The organism is Streptomyces sp. NPDC006450, assembly GCF_040612195.1.
GTDB lineage: Bacteria > Actinomycetota > Actinomycetes > Streptomycetales > Streptomycetaceae > Streptomyces.
Genome location: NZ_JBEXPT010000007.1, coordinates 1 through 17254 on the forward strand (window position 1 = coordinate 1; position 17254 = coordinate 17254).

At 73.0% G+C, this 17254-nt stretch carries 15 protein-coding genes and 1 pseudogene; 5 read left to right on the plus strand and 11 right to left on the minus strand.

What is annotated here, in order from left to right:
- Nucleotides 1-135: 135 nt before the first annotated feature.
- Nucleotides 136-2868, minus strand: a complete 2733-nt coding sequence (locus tag ABZY57_RS04640; protein ID WP_356508098.1) for a DNRLRE domain-containing protein — start codon at nt 2866-2868, stop codon at nt 136-138.
- A 401-nt stretch (nt 2869-3269) separates the two neighbouring features.
- Between ABZY57_RS04640 and ABZY57_RS04645 the strand changes: the two genes are divergently transcribed.
- The 3 genes from ABZY57_RS04645 (at nt 3270) to ABZY57_RS04655 (ending at nt 4813) form a co-directional block, all read left to right on the plus strand.
- Nucleotides 3270-3572, plus strand: a complete 303-nt coding sequence (locus ABZY57_RS04645; RefSeq protein WP_356508100.1) for a hypothetical protein — start codon at nt 3270-3272, stop codon at nt 3570-3572.
- A gap of 153 nt (nt 3573-3725) precedes the next feature.
- Nucleotides 3726-4184 (plus strand): cyclic nucleotide-binding domain-containing protein, encoded by a 459-nt coding sequence (locus ABZY57_RS04650; protein ID WP_356508102.1) that lies wholly within the window; start codon nt 3726-3728, stop codon nt 4182-4184.
- Nucleotides 4185-4369: 185 nt separating this feature from the next.
- Nucleotides 4370-4813: a subtilase-type protease inhibitor gene (locus ABZY57_RS04655; RefSeq protein ID WP_356508104.1), complete on the plus strand. Its 444-nt coding sequence runs from the start codon at nt 4370-4372 to the stop codon at nt 4811-4813.
- A 34-nt stretch (nt 4814-4847) separates the two neighbouring features.
- On the opposite strand, the gene ABZY57_RS04660 is transcribed toward ABZY57_RS04655, so the two are convergent.
- Together ABZY57_RS04660 and ABZY57_RS04665 are read right to left on the minus strand one after the other, a co-directional pair.
- A complete protein-coding gene (locus ABZY57_RS04660; RefSeq protein ID WP_356508106.1) occupies nt 4848-5717 on the minus strand; it encodes a GNAT family N-acetyltransferase in 870 nt (289 codons plus the stop codon).
- Between the two features lie 97 nt (nt 5718-5814).
- Nucleotides 5815-6693, minus strand: a complete 879-nt coding sequence (locus ABZY57_RS04665) for an ATP-grasp domain-containing protein (RefSeq protein WP_356508108.1) — start codon at nt 6691-6693, stop codon at nt 5815-5817.
- Nucleotides 6694-6838: 145 nt separating this feature from the next.
- Here ABZY57_RS04665 and ABZY57_RS04670 point away from each other — a divergent pair, with 145 nt between their 5' ends.
- The gene (locus tag ABZY57_RS04670; protein ID WP_356508110.1) at nt 6839-7582 is read left to right on the plus strand and encodes a Sir2 family NAD-dependent protein deacetylase; all 744 of its coding nucleotides are present in this window, start codon (nt 6839-6841) and stop codon (nt 7580-7582) included.
- Between the two features lie 68 nt (nt 7583-7650).
- Here the strand turns inward: ABZY57_RS04670 and ABZY57_RS04675 are convergent, their stop codons facing one another.
- The 8 genes and pseudogenes from ABZY57_RS04675 to ABZY57_RS04710 form a co-directional block, all read right to left on the minus strand.
- Nucleotides 7651-8133 (minus strand): VOC family protein, encoded by a 483-nt coding sequence (locus ABZY57_RS04675; RefSeq protein ID WP_356508112.1) that lies wholly within the window; start codon nt 8131-8133, stop codon nt 7651-7653.
- 141 nt (nt 8134-8274) lie between these two features.
- Nucleotides 8275-11838: a bifunctional glycosyltransferase family 2 protein/CDP-glycerol:glycerophosphate glycerophosphotransferase gene (locus ABZY57_RS04680; RefSeq protein ID WP_356508114.1), complete on the minus strand. Its 3564-nt coding sequence runs from the start codon at nt 11836-11838 to the stop codon at nt 8275-8277.
- 161 nt (nt 11839-11999) lie between these two features.
- Nucleotides 12000-12374, minus strand: a complete 375-nt coding sequence (locus tag ABZY57_RS04685) for a hypothetical protein (protein WP_356508116.1) — start codon at nt 12372-12374, stop codon at nt 12000-12002.
- A 143-nt stretch (nt 12375-12517) separates the two neighbouring features.
- A complete protein-coding gene (locus ABZY57_RS04690) occupies nt 12518-12958 on the minus strand; it encodes a roadblock/LC7 domain-containing protein (RefSeq protein WP_356508119.1) in 441 nt (146 codons plus the stop codon).
- Nucleotides 12959-13029: 71 nt separating this feature from the next.
- Nucleotides 13030-13809 (minus strand): transcriptional regulator, encoded by a 780-nt coding sequence (locus ABZY57_RS04695; protein ID WP_356508121.1) that lies wholly within the window; start codon nt 13807-13809, stop codon nt 13030-13032.
- Nucleotides 13806-14204, minus strand: coding sequence for a hypothetical protein (locus ABZY57_RS04700; RefSeq protein ID WP_356508123.1), 399 nt, complete (start codon nt 14202-14204; stop codon nt 13806-13808). The genes ABZY57_RS04695 and ABZY57_RS04700 overlap by 4 nt, the downstream gene beginning before the upstream one ends.
- Before the next feature lie 234 nt (nt 14205-14438).
- A pseudogene (locus tag ABZY57_RS04705) lies at nt 14439-14690 on the minus strand (helix-turn-helix domain-containing protein); the annotation flags it as partial.
- Nucleotides 14691-14849: 159 nt separating this feature from the next.
- Entirely contained in the window at nt 14850-15803 is a 954-nt protein-coding gene (locus ABZY57_RS04710; protein WP_356508125.1) for a DUF4304 domain-containing protein, read from the minus strand.
- Nucleotides 15804-15941: 138 nt separating this feature from the next.
- Between ABZY57_RS04710 and ABZY57_RS04715 the strand changes: the two genes are divergently transcribed.
- On the plus strand, nt 15942-17249 hold the full coding sequence (locus ABZY57_RS04715; protein WP_356508127.1) for a M48 family metallopeptidase: 1308 nt from the start codon (nt 15942-15944) through the stop codon (nt 17247-17249).
- Nucleotides 17250-17254: the final 5 nt, after the last annotated feature.

Here is a 17254-nt window from a genome sequence, read left to right on the forward strand (position 1 = left end):
GTCGGCCAACCCCAGCCGGCGCCGGGCACCACCACCGGCCCCCCCCCGCGCCCGGGCTGGGCCTGGCCCCCCCCACCCGCGGCGCCGCCGGGGGCGGGCACCCCCCCGGCCCGCCGCGCGCGTGGCCCGCTCCGGCTACGGCGCGCCGAAGGTGAGGGTCAGGCGCGGGGAGCCCTCGTTGGCCTGGGCCTCCGAGGACCACAGCCACAGCGCGTCCGTCCCGGCGCTGCTCAGCGCCAGGCCGTACGCGCTGCCGAGCGCCCCCGCGACGGCGGTCTTGTCCAGGCCGGTCGTGTGGACGGCCGACCCCTCCGGGACGCCCGAGAAGCCGCCGAGCGCCGGACCGCCGAGTGCCGGGCGGTTGGCGTACGTGGCCCCGGCCTCGGTCCAGGAGCCGGTGACCGGGAGCACGGAGACCGTGTCCGTCGTGCCGGCGCCGCTCATGGTGCTGGTCTTCACGCTGAGCGTGGCCGTCTTGAGCACCGTGCCGGCCGGCGCGGCGGGCAGGTTGAACCGCAGGTAGCTCGCATAGAACGAGGTTCCGCGCACCGCGAGCGAGCCGGACGTCCCGTAATTGGTGCTCGGGGCGCCCGCGTTGGCGTACGTGTCCTCCGCGGCCTGGACCTCGACGACGGAGTCGGCCGGTGCGGAGGCCAGGGTGTGGTGGTTCTGCACCTGGGCCGCGCTCAGGACCGTCGGGTAGACGGCGGTCTCGTCCAGCTGGCCCGCCCAGTACTCGCTGATCGGGCGGTCGGGCCAGCCGCCGAGGCTGTCGCCGCCCGCGTGCCAGTAGCCCGCGAAGTTCTCGTGCGCGGTGAAGCCCAGCGTGCCCTTCTGGACTCCGTCCACGTACAGGGTCATGCCGCCCGGCCCCTGGGTCGCGACGACGTGGTGCCACTGGTTGTCGTTGTACGCGGCGGCGGTCGTCACGGTGTGGGTCCCGCCGCTGTAGACGCCGTAGACGAGCCGGCCGTCATTGGTCATGTAGATGTGCTTGTCGTACTGACTGCTGCCGCGGGACTGGTTGTTGCCGAACCCGAAGAGCTTGCCGCCCCTGGTGGTGTTCGTCCTGAACCAGGTCTCGATGCTGTACGTGGAGCCGACCGACTGGCGGCGGTCCCCGTACACCTGGGTGTCCGTGCCGTTGAAGCCGATGGCCGTGCTCGCGCCCGAGACCGCACCGGGCGTCTGGCGCAGGGCGGGGCCGTTCAGGTGCACACCGCTCTGGTTGCCGCCGTCCGAGGAGTCCGCGACGAAGGGCAGGGCCGACTCGTCGTAGCGCCAGAAGAGCTGGGCGCCGTCCGTGCGGACCGCGTTGGGGTACGCGTCGGGCGAGTTCGGCACCGTCACGCTCGCCGTGCCCGACAGGGCGCTGGTGTTGCCGGCCGCGTCGGTGGCGGTCACCCGGTAGGTGTAGGACTGCCCCGCGGTGACGGTGGTGTCGGTCCAGGAAGTCTGCGGGCGGCGGAAGAACAGCGAGTCCGCCACGACCGTGGCGATGGGCGTGGCCGCGCCGTTGCGGTAGACCTTGTACGTGAGCGTGCCGTCGTCCAGGTCGAGGCTGGTGCGCCAGCGCACCTGCACCTGACCGGGCTTGAAGCTCACGGCGCTCGCCACGGGGACGCTGGGCGCGCCCGTGTCCCCGGTGGAGGCGAAGCGCGTCAGGCTCTGCTGCGCCGAACCGTTGACGGTGGTGAACTCGCCGCCCACCCAGAGGTACTGGACGCCGCCTTTGGATCCGACGGCCATCACGCGCGGGCCGATGCCTTCGCCGATGCCGTCGTTGGTGTCGGGAGCCCAGCCCAGCTTGCCGGTGGCCGTGGTCGGCTGGGCGAGCAGGTGGTGGCGCTGGCCGTCCGGGAACTCGCCGACGCTGGAGCAGTCGTGGGCGTGCGAGGCGCTGTAGAGCACGTCCTGGTACGGGAGCACGGCCTGGGTCGCGCCGAGGCAGGTGTCCCGCCAGCGCTGGCCGAAGTCGCTCAGGTTGAGCGCGATCCGGCCGTCGAAGACTCCACCGCCCGTTCCCTCGTTGGCGGTGTAGAAGCCGGTGGCGTCGGTGGCGATGTCCTTGACCACCGAGTTGGTCTCGACGAACCCCGGGTAGGCCTTGGTGACGGCGCCGGTCGTCGCGTCGACGACGGCGAGGGCGTGACTGTTCGTACCGCCCACCGTGAAGAAGTCTCCGCCCAGGACCACGTGTTCGCCGTCGGGGGTGAGCTCTACGGCCCGGCCCGGCTCGTCGGCGTTCGCGGTGAAGGGCTTCAGCGTGCCGTCGGCCGCGCCGACGGCGGCGAACCGCTCGCGCGGCTGGCCCGCGACGGTGAGGAAGTCGCCGCCCGCGTACACGGTGTCGCCGGTGACGGCGAGGGCCCGTACGGTGGCCGCGAAGGCGGGCCGGAAGTCGGTCTTCACGGTGCAGGTCGCCACGTCGATGGCGGCGAGGCTGGAGACCGCGGTGCCGTTGACGGCACCGAAGTAGCCACCCGCGTACAGGGTCGCCTTGTCCGGCGAGAGGACGAGCGCGCGGACGGTGGCGGTGCCGGAGCCCACGGTGAAGGACAGTTTGCAGGAGGTCGGGGCCCCCGTCGCGGCGTCGAGCGTCGCGAAGTTCACCGCCTCCTGCTCGGTTCCGGCGGCGCCGTCCGGCGGACGCACCGCGGAGAAGGTTCCGCCGACGAAGACCCGGTCGCCCGCCTCGGCCAGGGCCCAGACGACACCGTTGGCCTGCCAGGTGGGCAGCTCGTCGGCGGTGAAGGCCACCGGCGGGGTGATGGCCGCGGCCTCTTCGACGAGGCCGAGGCCCATGGCCGTGCAGGTGCCGGCCAGTGCCAGCGCGAGAGCGGCGGCCAGCCCTCTTGATCTACGCATGAACCCCCCAGTTCGGTGTGCGCGGCGCCGCGCCGTGCTGCGCGACGCCGTGCGCGTCATTCGGAATACGGCACATGGAATGGCCGGAAACCATCGTACGGACGTCCACGTCCGTGACCACGGGCACCCTAGGGGGAATCCCGGTGCCGTTCACCGCACTTGACCCATCGGATGCCGAATCGCACCGTCCGCCCCCCACCTCCGGCCCGAACCCGGCCCCGAACCCGGACCCGCACCCGCACGTCCGCCCACTGGGACGCGCGGGCGCGTTCTCGCGATTGCCGCCCCGGCCGGGCCCGCACCCCTCTACGGTGCCCTGGGGGGATGGCACAGGCACGGGCAGGAGCGCACGCCCGGGTACGTACGCGGGCGCGGACGCGGGACCGGAGGGGCGGAGCGGGATGAGCAACGAAGAAGACACGCGACTGGCGAGGATGACCCCCGAGATCTCCCGCCGCACCCTGACCCTGCTCCGCGGCCTGGCCGGGCTGGAACCACCGGAGCAGGTGCCCGAAAAGGCGATGGACGCCGCCGACGAGATCCTGGCCGAGTACGGCACCGACGGGCTCCGGGTGCTGGTGATGACCCTGGCGGCCTGGGCGACGGCGCAGATCGAGAACGTCTCCGAGCTGAGCGGGCGCAGCCACGAGGCCGTCCTCGACGCCATGGAGCTGGCCTGCCTGGAGGCCGGTGCCGAGGAGTAGACGGGGGTGGCCGGGGACCGTAGCGGGGCCGGACTTCCGGCGTCCGGGGTTTGCGCCGCCGAAAATCGGACAATTCTCCGGAGGCGGACACCCCGGATTCGGTCCGGCGTCAGCGACACTGGGGGGAGCGGGGGGTCCCGATCGGAGGCCGTCGTGAGCACACCTTCCCCCATCCGGATCGCTGCCGTCCTGTCGACCGAGCACCGCGGACGGCTGATGTCGCACGCCCGCGAGGTCAATTTCAGCGAGGGCGCGCGGATCTTCGACGAGGGCACCCGGGCCGAGTCCTTCTGGATCGTGCGCTCCGGCACGGTGACCCTGGAGATCCCGGTACCGGGCCGCCGGCCCACCCCCATCGAGAGCCTGGGCCCGGGTGAACTGGTCGGCTGGTCGTGGCTGTTCCCTCCGTACATGTGGCAGTTGAGCGCCGAGGCCATGACGCCGGTCCGCGCGTACGAGTTCGACGCCACGGCCGTACGCATGCTCATGGACGCCGATCCGGCCTTCGGGTCCGCCCTCGGCCACTGGGTCGGGCGGGTCCTCGCGATGCGGCTGCAACAGACCCGGACCCGCCTCCTCGACACGTACGCCCCCCGCCTCGCCGCGAGCTGATCCGGGCGGGTTCGGGCCGATTCCGCCGACCGCTCCCCCACAGGTCAGCGCCCCCCGGGCGCTGCGGTCTGCGGTCATGCGTGCGCGCTGCGTGACGAGAAGTAGAGGTGCGAACGGGCGTTCCGGTTCCGCATGGGCAAGACTCGCGTCCGTTATCCGACACAACGACGCGAGGAGTGTTCGACATGCGATCCGTCACCAGGACCCTGGGACTGTCGTCCGCCGCCATGGGGCTCACGGCCCTCACCGCCCTGTCCGGCTCGGGCGTCGCCGGAGCCGCGCCCGCCGGCGCCGAAGGCCTCTACGCCCCGTCCGCGCTCGTGCTGAGCGTCACCGACGGCGACGACGCGGCGAGCGGTACGGTGCTGCGCGCGGTCACGCTGGTCTGCGCACCGCGGCCCGGCGGAACCCACCCGGACCCGGACGCGGCGTGCGCCGAGTTACAGGCCTACGCCCCCGAGCTGGACGCGCTCGCCGAGCCGCGCCCCGACGCGGCCTGTACCCGGGAGTGGAGCCCGGTGACCGTCACCGCCGAAGGCGTGTGGCAGGGCCGCCGGATGAGCTACTCCTACACCTACGCGAACCCGTGCGCCCTGTGGAACAGCACCGGCACGGTCTTCGGCATCTGAGCCGGGGCGCGGACCCGGGACCCGAGTCCGCGGATCAGCCCAGCTCCAGACTCGTGACCCCGTACATGCCGGTCAGGTCGAGGTCCGGCTCCTGGCCGGTGTACATCCGGGCCGTCTCGAACGTGGGGGTCAGGCCCAGTCCGCCCAGCAGGGCGGCGGCTCGCGGATGGGCGTCCGGTACGTCCACGGCGACCTTGCCGTCGGGGGTCCGCTCCGCGAGCCGGAACAGCAGGGCGGCGGCGACGGCGGGGTCGGCGGCGTAGAGCGGCCCGATCCGCGAGGCGCCGCTGCCCGGCCGGACGACGCCGAGCCCCTCGACCCGGCCGTCGCGGACCGCGGCGAGGGCGGTACGGCCGGGCAGGCCGACCCAGGCCGCGAGGAAGGCGTCGCGCGGTGCGGGGAAGAACCGCCGGTCGTACGCCGCGAGTTGCCCGAAGGGCAGAGTGGCCGCGTCCACGATCCGCACCCCGGCCGCCGGCTCCGGCGCAAGCTCGCCGGCCGCCCGCGGCACCCCTTCGTGGCGGACGTTGTTCCAGGCCGAGCGGAAGCCGGACTTGCGGTAGTTGTGCTGCTGTTCGACCACCCCGTCCAGCCCGACGAGCCGCCCGTGGAGCCGTTCCATGCCGGCCTTCCACACCTGGATCCCGTAGCCCTGGCCCCGGACGTCGGGGCGGGCGATGTAGAGGCCGATGAAACCGAACCCGTCGCCGTACCGCACGGCCGAGATACAGGCGACGGGCTCCCCGCGGAGCCGCCCGACGAGGAATCCGCCGGGATCGGCGACGGCGAACGCGAACCGGTCGGAGTCCCCGGGATTCCAGCCCTCCGCGTCGGCCCAGTCCCGGAGCAGCGCCATGTCGGCTGCGCTCGCACCGTTGATCTCGAATCCAGTCAGTCCCGTCATGCCCGCTGTTGTACCAGATCCGCCCTCGCGGCCCGTGCGCCTTCGCGCGAGGCCCGCGAGGGTGCGCGGGCCGCCCCGATCGGAGACCGGCGCGGGCTCAACCGCCCGCCAGGAGACGGACGAACGCCTCGCGATCGGCCTCCCGGTGCAGATCGCTCACCTGCCCGTCGCCCACCTCCACGACCCGCCAGGCCCCGTCCGCGCGCAGCGCGAGGTCCGTGGTGACGAAGGCGCAGCCGAGCTCCGCGACGGCGGCCCGCACCGGTCCGAGGTCCGGCGCGGCGGCCTCGGCGTACGGGCTGTCCGGGTGGGCGGTGACCAGCCGGGGCTCGCCGTCGCGCCACCAGACCCGTACCTCGGTGGCCACGCCCTCGGCCGCCGTGAACGGTTCGAAGGCGCGCAGCACCACCCCGCCGGCCAGGTCCTCGCCCTGGAGTTCCACGAAGCGGTTCACCACACGGTGGACGGCGGCCAGGTCCGCGAGGTCGGGGAGGTGGCAGGCCTCGGCCCACTGGTGCTTACGGGATTTGACGTAGTCCTTGACGATGCCGGCGCGGGACGGGAGGGCCGCGGCGGCGTCCGCGAGCCGGGCCGCCTCCGGGGTCTGCCCCGGGGGTGTCGCCAGCCACCGGCTGGGCGGCGTCAGACCGGCGAACGCCTCGTACCAGCCGGGGAGTTCATGGGCGCGCCGGTAGGCGTCCGCAGCCACGCGCAGTGCGCATCCGCGCTCGCGCAGGGCCGCGTCGAGGTCGGCGTACCGGGCCGCCGGGATCATCCAGCCCCGGTACCACAGGGCCCCCGACCCGGCCGGCACCCGGGCCACGGCCCGGTCGGCGTCCCCGGCGAGCAGCGCGTCGTGGTCGATGAGCCCGAGGGTGCCTCCGGCGGCGAGCACCGCGCGCGCCTCCTCGGCGAAGTGGGCGTCGGCCCGGCGCGCGTTCAGCGGATCGGAGCAGTACAGGACGGTGGTCGGCATGCCGCCACCCTACGGATGTCCGCGCGGAGCCGGGCCCCGGATGCACCGGCCGCCCCCGGAACGGGGCGAGCACCGCTGGACGCCAGATCCGCGGGCCGGCCGAAACCCCGTGGAGAACGGCGTCCGGGCTGCCTAGAGTCGGCGCATGGGAAAGCCGCTCGTCGCAGTGTTCAGTGGGGCCGGGATGTCCACCGATTCGGGGATTCCCGACTACCGGGGCCCGCAGGGGTTGTGGCGCCGGGAGGCCGACGCCGAGAAGCTCGTCACCTACACGTACTACATGGCCGATCCGGAGATCCGGCGCCGGTCCTGGCTGATGCGCGCCGAGATCGGAGCCCTCGGGGCGCGGCCGAACGCCGCCCACCTCGCCGTCACGGAGCTGGAGCGCTCCGGGATCCCGCTGCGGGTGATCACCCAGAACGTGGACGGTCTGCACCAGCTCGCCGGAACCTCCGCGCGCAAGGTGTTCGAACTGCACGGCACGGCGCGGGCCGTGGTCTGCACGGCCTGTCATGCCCGTTCCGGTATGGACGAGGCGCTGGCCCGGGTCGCCGCCGGGGAACCGGACCCGGCCTGCCTCGCGTGCGGCGGGATCCTGAAGGCGGCGACCGTGATGTTCGGGGAGCGGCTGGATCCCGAGGTGCTCGCCCGGGCCGTCGCCGTCGCCAAGGGGTGCCAGGTCTTCGTGGCCGTGGGCTCGACGCTCCAGGTGCAGCCCGCGGCCTCGCTGGCCGGGATGGCCGCGGAGGCCGGGGCCCGCCTGATCATCGTGAACGCGCAGGAGACTCCGTACGACTCCCTCGCCGACGAGGTGATCCGCGAGCCCATCGGGACGGCGCTGCCCGCCCTGCTGGCGCGGATCGCCGCGGAGGGCGCGCTCCTCGGGTAGCCGGCCTGGGCCCGCGCTCGGGCCCCGACGGCCCTCGCGGGCTCCTGCCGGCCCGGCCTCGGCCTGCCTCAGCCCGCGTCGGCCGCCCGCCGCATCTCCGCCACGTCGAGCTTCTTCATCTTCATCATCGCGGCCGTCGCCCGCGCGGCCCGCCCCGGGTCGGGGTCGGAGATCAACTCGATGGCCCCGGCCGGGATGACCTGCCAGGACAGCCCGAACTTGTCCTTGACCCAGCCGCAGGCGGATTCCTCGCCGCCGTCGCCGGTCAGGGCCTCGTAGTAGTAGTCCGCCTCCGCGTCGTCGGCGCAGTGGATCTGGAAGGAGACGGCCTCGGTGAAGGGGAACTGCGGGCCGCCGTTGAGGCCGACGAACCTCTGGCCGTTGATCTCGAACTCGACGACCATGACCTCGCCCGCGACGCCGGGGCCCCCCTCGGGGTAGAGGCCGACCCGGCCGCGCCGGCCGTCCTTGAAGACCGACAGGTAGTAGTCGGCGGCGGCCTCGGCCTCGCCGTCGAACCACAGACAGGTCGTGAAGGGGTTGCTCGCCATGACTGCCTCCGAGTGTGCGGGGTGGATGGGGGGTGGGGGTGGGGGAAATCCCGTCCCGCTCATACAGACCGGTCCCGGCCCCGAAACTCATCGGTGGGGCCGGGACCGGTCCGCATCCCGTCCGGAATGCACTCCTGCGGGCTACAGGCCGAGCATGCGGTCGACGATCCGCCGAGCCGCCCGACCGTCGTCCAGGTCGCAGAACTCGGCCCGGAACGCCGCCCGCGCCTGCGCGTACCGCGCGCCCACCGCGTCCGCGTTCCGCACGGCCTCGATCAGGCTCGCGGAATCCCTGAGCAGCGGGCCAGGGGCCTTCTCCTCCAGGTCGAAGGTGAAGCCGCGGAGCGTGTCCCGGTAGTGCTCCAGGTCGTGGGCGAAGAGCAGGATCGGGCGGTCGGTGTGCACGAAGTCGAAGATCACGGAGGAGTAGTCCGAGATCAGGACGTCGGCGACGAGCAGCAGGTCGGTGGGGTCGGGCCAGCGCGACACGTCGACGACGAACCCGTCGCGGACGCCGTCGCGGACCTGCTCGGTGACCTTGTGGTGGCCGCGGATCAGCAGGACGTGGTCCGCTCCGAGCTCACGGCGGGCCGCGTCCAGGTCGATCTTCACATCGAGCTTGTAGCCGGAGGTGACCGACCAGCCCCGGCGGTTCTCCCGCCACGTGGGCATGTACAGGACGATCTTCTTGCCCTCCGGCAGGTCCAGCCGCCGGCGGACCTCCGCGATCCGCTCCGCGTCGGGCCTCACCAGGGCGTCCGTGCGCGGGCTGCCGGACTCGATGACCTCGCCGTCGTAGCCGAGGGCCCGCTTCAGGACGGGCGTGGCGTACGAGCCCGGGGAGGCGAGCAGCGACCACTGGGCGCTGTCGTGCTCCAGCGCGTCCAGCGCCTCGGGGCTCGTGTAGTAGTCGTGCATGAAGTCGTGGCCGATCTGCTTCAGCGGCGTACCGTGCCACGTCTGCACGACGATCTGGCCGGGGCGGCGGCGGAAGGCGCGCGGCACGCTGTCGTTGACCACGAAGTACCGGGCCCGGGCGAGCACGTCCCAGTATTCGCGGCTGTCGTACGGGACCGCACGGGCGGTCCGGGGGACCTCGGCTCGTCCGTCGCGGACCAGCCAGACGTGTTCCAACTCCTGCTCGCGTCGCAGGAGTTCCTCGTGGACGGCGCGGGGCGAGTCGCCGGCGCCGTGACCCTGGAAGGCGTCGTAGACCACGATGTCCTTGAGCGGGAGTGCGCTCTGCGCCGGGTACGTCACGTCGCGCGCGATCCGCTGCGCGTAGGGCGAGCGGTCCTGTGGGCTGATCATCGGGTCGGCGACCAGGACGACGCGGTCGTAGAAGCGGCGTTCCACGCGCATCCGGCGGCCCCGGGCCGTGACGGCGTGGGGCCCCGCGTGCAGCGCGGTCGGAGCGAACTGCAGCGGGGCGCCCCGGTCCGCGCCGACCAGGCCCGCGGTGACCCCGCCCTGGGAGACCGGACGCAGGGTGGGCCACCAGCGGCCCTTCGGCAGCGGGATGCGGCCGGCCCGGCTCTCGGGGAGCACCGGCTCGAAGGAGGCTTCGAAGGTGTCGCCGTGCCGGGTGACGGGGTAGCTGAACTCCTGGCCGGACGAGTCGTGCAGGACCAGCTCGTACGGCTCGTCCAGCGGCGCGGCGAACCGGCCCCGGAGCGTCAGGGCCCCGTCCTCGGCGTCGACGGTGTCGACCAGCGGCGGGGAGAACTGGACCGAGAGGGTGAGGTGTCCGGTGTCGCCGCGCTTGACGAAGAGGGACCGGCCGGGCTCCTTGCCGGGCAGCGCGACGACCAGTCCGGCGAACCCGGCGCGGTCGTCGTGTGCCAGCCGGTGCTCGGAGCCGTCGGCGCAGGTCACCGAGAGATTCCACGGCTTCGGGGTCCACTCGCCGGGTGCGCCCGGGATCTCCGGGACGGCGGCCGGACCGGCCAGTGGCAGGCGGACGGTAAAGGGGATCCGGCCACCCGTGACGGCGGGCGCGGTCTCCAGCGGGAAGCCGAGCACGGTTCCGGTGGAGCCGTGCTCCGCACGCAGGGTGGCGCCGGCACCGATCTCGGCGGCGAGCTCGCCCGAGATCTCGACGGCTTCGTCGCCGGCCGGCCGCACGTCCAGGGCGCGGGCGCGGACGATCTCGACCCGGACGCTGAAGGAACCGCTGGTGGTCGGGACGATCCGCACGTCCGGGGCGACCCAGTGCGCGGGCGGGTGGTGTCCGCTGTCGTGCTCGCCGCCCCCCAGCCGGGCGCGGTGCAGACCTCCGGCGCCGGTGACGATGACGGAGGTGCGCCACACGCCCTCGTTCCACTGGCCGCCCTTCCGGAAGGCGGTGGGGTCGATGACGGCGGTGAATCCGGCCCAGTCGGCGTGGCGCAGGGCGAGGTGCGCGGAGTTCACCGTGGCCGTCGGGGAGGCGACCGTACGGGTGGTGACGACGGCCCGGCGGCCCGTGCCCTTCTCGCGGAGGACCAGCAGCTTGCGCGAGCCGAGGCGGCTCTCGGCGCCCAGGTGTCCGGGCACGGCGTAGCCGCGCAGCAGCAGTTTGCCATCGGCCCAGCGGGCCTCCTCCACGCGGCTGACGACGCGGCGTTCGGGCGTGCCGAGGGTGAGGAGCTTCGCGGGGACCGGTGCCGTGAGGAAAGGGTAGTCGGCCTGCGGGCGGGCCAGTCCCCTGACCGGGACGCTGTGGGCGAAGTCGCGCTGGTGGTTCAGGAGGGCGACGAACTCCTCGATCCGGCCCTCCCGGGCGAGGTAGGCCTTGAGCCGGTCCGCGACCGAGAGGTCGCGCCACGGCCCGGTGCCCATCTCCCGGACGAGGCCGCCGGCCTCCCGTGCGAAGGCGGCACGAAAATCCGCGCCCGACTCGGCAACGTGTTTGTAGATGAGCGGGAGTTCCTCGATCAGCACGTTGCGGTCGTATTCGCGCAGGTAGCGGGCGTAGGCGGCGCCCTCCTTGCCCCGGAGCGCCTCGCGGACCAGGCGGACGGAGGCGACCCGGTCGATGACCGACACCGGGTCGGTGGAGCGCTGGGTGATGGAGCGCTCGCCGGTCTCGCGGACGCGCCAGTGGTAGACGCACGCGGAGAGGACGTCGACGCTCTTGGCGAAGTAGTGCGCCGGAATGGAGACGGGGGCGTCCTCGTAGAGCATGCCTTCCGGGTACTGGAAGGCATGCGCGTCCCAGAAGCTGCGCCGGTAGACCTTGTTCCATGCGGTGCGGTCGGTGACCAGCGCCGGGAACTTCGAGATGTGGGTCTTCAGCCGGGTCGCGCGGAAGGCGGCACGGTGTCCCCAGGACTGCTGCATGCCGACGGAGCGGAAGCGCTTGACGTTGCCGGCCGCGAAGTCGGAGCCGGTCTCGTCGAGGGCGTCGACCATGCGCTGGTAGGCGTCCGGCGGCAGGGTGTCGTCACTGTCGACGAAGGCCAGGTACTCGGTGCCCGGGCTGGAATGGCGGGCGCCCGCATTGCGCGCCGCACCGAGTCCCGCGTTCTTCTGGAGAACCAGCCGGAAGCGGTCGTCACGGTCGGCGAATGCCTGGGCGAGTGCCGCGCTGCCGTCGGTGGATCCGTCGTCGACGAGCACGGCCTCGAAGTCGCCGAATGTCTGTGCCGCGATGGATTCCAGGCATTCGTCGAGATAGAGCTCGACGTTGTACACCGGGACGACGATACTCAGGCGCGGAGGCATGGGGGCGAGTTCTCCAGCTTTATGGCATTAGCGATGATCGGCCGATTGCAGCATCGTACGGTGTAACGAGATGACAAAAATGGGTCGTCTCGGGACATACGTGGGAAGCCGCGGGGCGGGCGGCCATGAGTTCAACCGCCCGCCACCTCGCCGTCACCGGATCACACTTCGAGCTCCGCCTCGATCTTCTTCAACTGATGACGGGCCATCGCGAGGTTGGCCCGCGTCTTGTCGAGCGCGAGGTAGAGGAAGAGCCCCGCGGAGCCCCGGCCCTTGAGGAGCCTGATCAGGTGGTACTGGCCTCCGAGGCTGATGAGGATGTCCTCGATCTCGTCCTTCAGACCGAGCATTTCCATGGTGCGGAGTTTGGCCCGCACCACGTCGGTATTTCCAGCGGCGGCGACCGTGAGGTCGAGATCCTTTCCCCCGCCGATGGTGCCGAGGGCCATACCGCTGCTGCAATCGACCAGGGCGACGCCGAGCACGCCGTCGATACTGGTGGTGGCTTCCTTGAGCGATGTCTCCACATTGGCCATGACGTTTTCCTCTTTCTTTTCGGTTTCCCGGGCGCGCACTTTCGGTCAGTGCGGTTCGGTCGTGACGTTTCGGTCGTGACGTTTCGGTCGTGACGTTTCGGTCCCTACGGTGCGGTCCGTACGGATCTACGTGGTCGGGGGGATCAGGAGCCCGGGCCGACGCCCGGCGCCGCGCCCGGCGCCGGGCCTCGGCGGCCGAGGCTGTGGTCGATCAGCTCCGCTATGCGCAGGCTGGACCGGCGGGCCTCCAGGTGGAGCCGGCCGACGTTGACGCGCGGCTCCGCGATCAGCGTCAGTACGGCCGCGTCGCCCGCCGCGTAGGTGGCGACGTAGCCGTCCTCTCCCCGCACGAGCAGCTCGCGGAACCCGCCCTGCCCGGTGCAGTCACTGAGCCGCTGGGCCACCCCGAGGGCTGCGGCGGTCAGGGCGGCCACGGATTCCGCCTCGGTGGCGGCACTGTCGTGGGCCAGGACCAGGCCGTCGACGCTCGCGGCGAGGGCCCCGCCCAGCTGCGGGACACGGGCCCGCAGCCGTCTGAGCTCCGCGAGTATCTCGGCCTCGGCTTCGGCGGGCACGGTACTCATGTCGGACCTTCTCCTTTCGGACTGCCGCCGCTCGGAACGGTCGCCGCGCTGGGCGGCTCGCAGCGGGAGCCTCACAGGCTTGCCTCCAGTGCGTCGCGTAACCGGCGCAGCAACGCCACGTCCGGGGACTGCGCCTGCGTCATCCAGTCGGGCAGCGGCGTCTCCGCGGCGGCGGCGGGTGCCGGCGCGTGCGGGGTCTCGACCAGCCCGGCCGCCGCGAGGCGTCGTACGTCGAGCAGGGTGTGGAAGGCCGGCCGGCCCAGCACCCAGGCGAGGTCCGCCGGTGTCCGTACCCCGTCGGCCCGGTCGAGCAGGATCCGCTGGCGTGCGGTGACGGTCTGGCCGGGGGCGGCGGGGCGGGGCACCACCGGGGAGGTGTCCAGCAGCGGGTAGGGCCAGACCGCGTCCAGCAGCTCCCGGCGGCGGCAGGTCTCCCGCTCGACGGCGGCGGCCGGAACGGAGCGGACGGAGCCGATCCAGTGGGTGGCCCCGCGCCGGAAGCGGGACGGGCCGCTGCCCGGGGAGAGCGCGAAGAAGGCGGCGTCGAAGATCGCGGCGAGGTGGCATATCTCCAGTTCGCCGCCTGCGAGCCCGCCGCTGTCGACGAGGAAACGGGCGACTTGGCGGCGGGCGCCGGCCTGGTTCACCGCGTCGGTCCAGCGCTCGGGGGTGAGGCCCCCGCCGGTGGTGAGCAGGACGTCGAGTCCGGGGGTGGCCGGGCTCTCCGCGTGCACCACCCGGCCGTCCTCCAGGAAGAGGGTGCCGCGCTCGCGGAACAGGGCGCCGGTCGCCCGCTCGGCGGCTAGCCGGGTGAGCAGCGGGGAGACGGCGGCAACAGTGGCGGCGGTCACTTCAGCACCAGCTCCTCGGCCAGGGCCCGGAGTCTGTGCCGGGCGAGCGCGAGGTTGCCGTCGGTCCGGTCGAGCCACAGGTGCAGGAACACGCTGCTGTCGAAGCTGGTCTCGACGAAGCGGAGCACGTGGTACCCGGTCCGGGTGGTGACGATCAGGTCCTCCACCGGCGGCCCGGCGGCATCCTTCGCCCCGGTACCGACCGGGGCGAAGGACTCGTACTCGGCGGCCGCCCGGGCCAGCTCGGCGGTTTCGGCCGCGGTGGTCTCGTGGTCCCCCACCGGTGATTCCCCAGCGGTGCCGAGGGCCAGTCCGCTGCTCCAGTCGACCAGCGCGGCCCCCCTGGCACCAGGCAGGGCCATGGCTTCGAGCAGGCATTCGTCGATCCCGGGCACGCGGGCTCCCCTCCCGGCCGGACCGTGCGTGGTGCACGGTCGTACGGCGCGACAGGAGGGAACTTACTCAACTTCCACACTGCGGAAGGGCGTTCTGGCATTTTCCGCTGGAACATGCGCGATGGCACGTGACAGCTTGGCCGGAACCCCACCTCTTTTGATCATTACTTACGATCCCGCGCCCCAAACACCCCATCCGACACGCCTCTACGAAGCGAGCGGCAGATCGTCCGAGAGCCGGAAGGACCCGCCCTCGCGCTGTACGTAGCCCTCGTGGCTGAGGGTGCGCAGCAGGTGGTAGACAGTGGGCAACGGGATTCCGGTGAGCCGGGACAGGCGCTTGGCGGTCGCCCCGCCCTCCGCGTACATCGCTTCCACGAGCCGCAACGCCCGCTGCACGGAACCGATGAGGGTGGGTGCGGTCGTGGTGGCGTTGCCGCTGTCCGTGCTCTCCGCGCTGTCCTTCGGGCTGTGATCGGTGCCCATGAGTGGTCCCCCTGCTTCGGTACGAGGCCTGGCCAACCCATCAAAGTCGCTCACCGGCCTCAAAACCAGCGGACGCGCGTAAACCTGAGCATAAGATCAACTCATGCGGGACCCCGGAAACCGGCGCTCCCCCTCGATGCCGAACGAGCCCGCGGGCCGTCAGATGCGGGCCGGTGTCCAGCCTTCGATGTGCCAGGGCGCGCCGACGGTCAGCGCGTGCGGGGCGCCTGAGACGGTGAGGCAGGCCTCGCGCGGGGTGCCCTGTTCGAAGGTGAGGCGCAGGGAGCCGTTGCCGGCGACCTCGGCCGTGTCGATGCGGCACAGGGCCAGTTCGCCGAGGAGCGCCAGCGGATGGCCGGGGAGCGTGCTGCCCGGGCTGGCGGAGACCCGGACGTCCCCGTCGGCGGCGATGCCGACCCGGACCGAGCCGAAGAGCGGCTGCTCCAGCCGCCAGGGGGCGTCGATGACGATGCGGGCTTCCGCGTCGGTCAGCTCGTCGTGGACGGTGAGGAAGGGCGAGGCACGGCGGCGTTCGCCCGTCTCCAGGACGAGGGTGCCCTCGACGTCCACGGGCAGGAGGATGGCCCCGCTCCCGACGGGGAACGGGTCGCTGTCCACCCGCAGGCACACCGGGTCCAGGCAGTCGGGCACCGGATCCACCACGGGACCCGGTATCGGGGGCCGGTCGGTCACCTCGGCCCACAGCGCGGGGACGGCGTGGCGCAGCACCACGTCCGTGACCTCGTCCGCGACGCGGGCGGCGGAGCGCTCGTCGGTGATGCTCCACCAGTGGTCGTGCGGATGGCCGAGGAGGCGCCCGATCCTGGCGTGCCAGCCGACGGGGCCGATGCGGTTGGCGCTGAGCCGGGTCCCGAGGACCGGCCGCAGCCGCCGCAGGGCCTCGTGTTCCCCGTGGGGAACCGCGCGCAGGTTCACGGTGAACCTGCACTCGGCGGCCCCGGACGAAGCGTTCCGCTGGAAGCCGAGCAACGCGTGGTCGGGTTCGGCGTCCCGGAGCCGGTACTCCAGCCCCGTTCCGGTGAAACCCGCGTCGCGCAGCGCCGGGGCGATCCGCTCGCGCAGCGTCTGGTGGAACAAGTCGGTCGCGTTCACCCCCGTAGTGTCACAAGCCGCACCCTCCCCGGCCAAAACCGCCCATCCCCGGGCGGCCGCGGAAGCCGGTCCGGGCACCTCTATCCTGCGCGGACCGCGGATCACTGCAGGTCCGCGGCGGGGAGGGGATCAGCGGACGTGGAAGCCGTCGAAGAAGTGGCCGCACCGCAGGTGCGGCAGTGTCCGGAGTGCGGGACCGAGGTCACCGTGCACGTGCGGTACGTGAGCTGGTGCGCGGCCTGCGACTGGAACGTGGACCCGGGCGCCCCGGATCCGGACCGGGGGCGCCTCGCGCAGGTCCGGCGGCGCCTGGCCCGGCGTTACGGGGAGCAGCTGGCGGAGGAGGTCGCACGGGGCGGGAGCGCGGCCGGCCGGGTCGGGGCGGACCGCTCTACGGTCCTGGCCTTCGGCCTCGCCCTGCTGGTGCACGGGGTCACCGCGGGCCTGTTCCTGGCCGCGGCCGTGCTGATCATCGGCGGGTGGCACACCGGCATCCAGCCGGTGCTCGGCGGCCTGCTCCTCGTGGCCGTGGCGGTGCTGCTGCCCCGGCCGGGCCGGCTCCCGCAGGGGGCGCCGCTGCTGTACCGGGCGGACGCGCCCGGACTCTTCGGGCTGGTCGACGAGGTGGGGGCGGCCGTCGGGACGGCGGGGGTGCACGCGGTGGTGGTGGACGCCTCCGCGAACGCCGGGGTCCGCACCTACGGTTTCCGCGGCCGGCGCGTGATGTTCCTGGGCCTCGGGCTGTGGGAGATCCTCACGCCGCAGGAGCGCGTGGCGCTGCTGGGACACGAACTCGGGCACTTCGCGAACGGCGACGTCCGCTCCTCGTTCGTGACGCACGGGGCCCTGCGGACCCTGGGCGCATGGCATTCGTTCCTGGTCCCGGCATCCCGCGGGAACCTCATGGACTGGCTCCTGAACACCCTGCTGTTCCTGCCCCGCTGGGCGGTCTACGGGCTGATCCACGTGCTCGACGGCCTGACCATGCGGGCTTCGCAGCGTGCGGAGTACCTGGCCGACGCGGGTGCGGCCCGGGCCGGTTCCGCCGGGGCGGCCGTCGCGCTGCTCGACCGGCTGCTGATCAGCGAAGGCGTCGAGGCACACCTGCGGCGCGAGTCGGTGACGGCGGCCCGGGCGGGCGGTGGATCCGGGGGCCGCGAGGCGCGCGAAGCCGCCGAACGGGAGCTGTGGGAAAGGCTGGCCGCGCGGATCGGCTCCGTCCCCGAGAGCGAGTACGAGCGGCTGCGCCGGGTCTCGGCCCGGCGCGGGCACAGCGTCGACGACACCCACCCGCCGACCCACCTGCGCCGCCGCTGCCTGGCCTCGGCCGACCCGCGGCCCGCCCGGGTCGTCTGCGACGGCCCGCGGGCGCGGTCGATCGCGGCCGAGCTGGCTCCGGCCCGCGCCGCGCTGGCCCGCCAGGTGATCCGGGACCACGCCGGCTGAGCCGG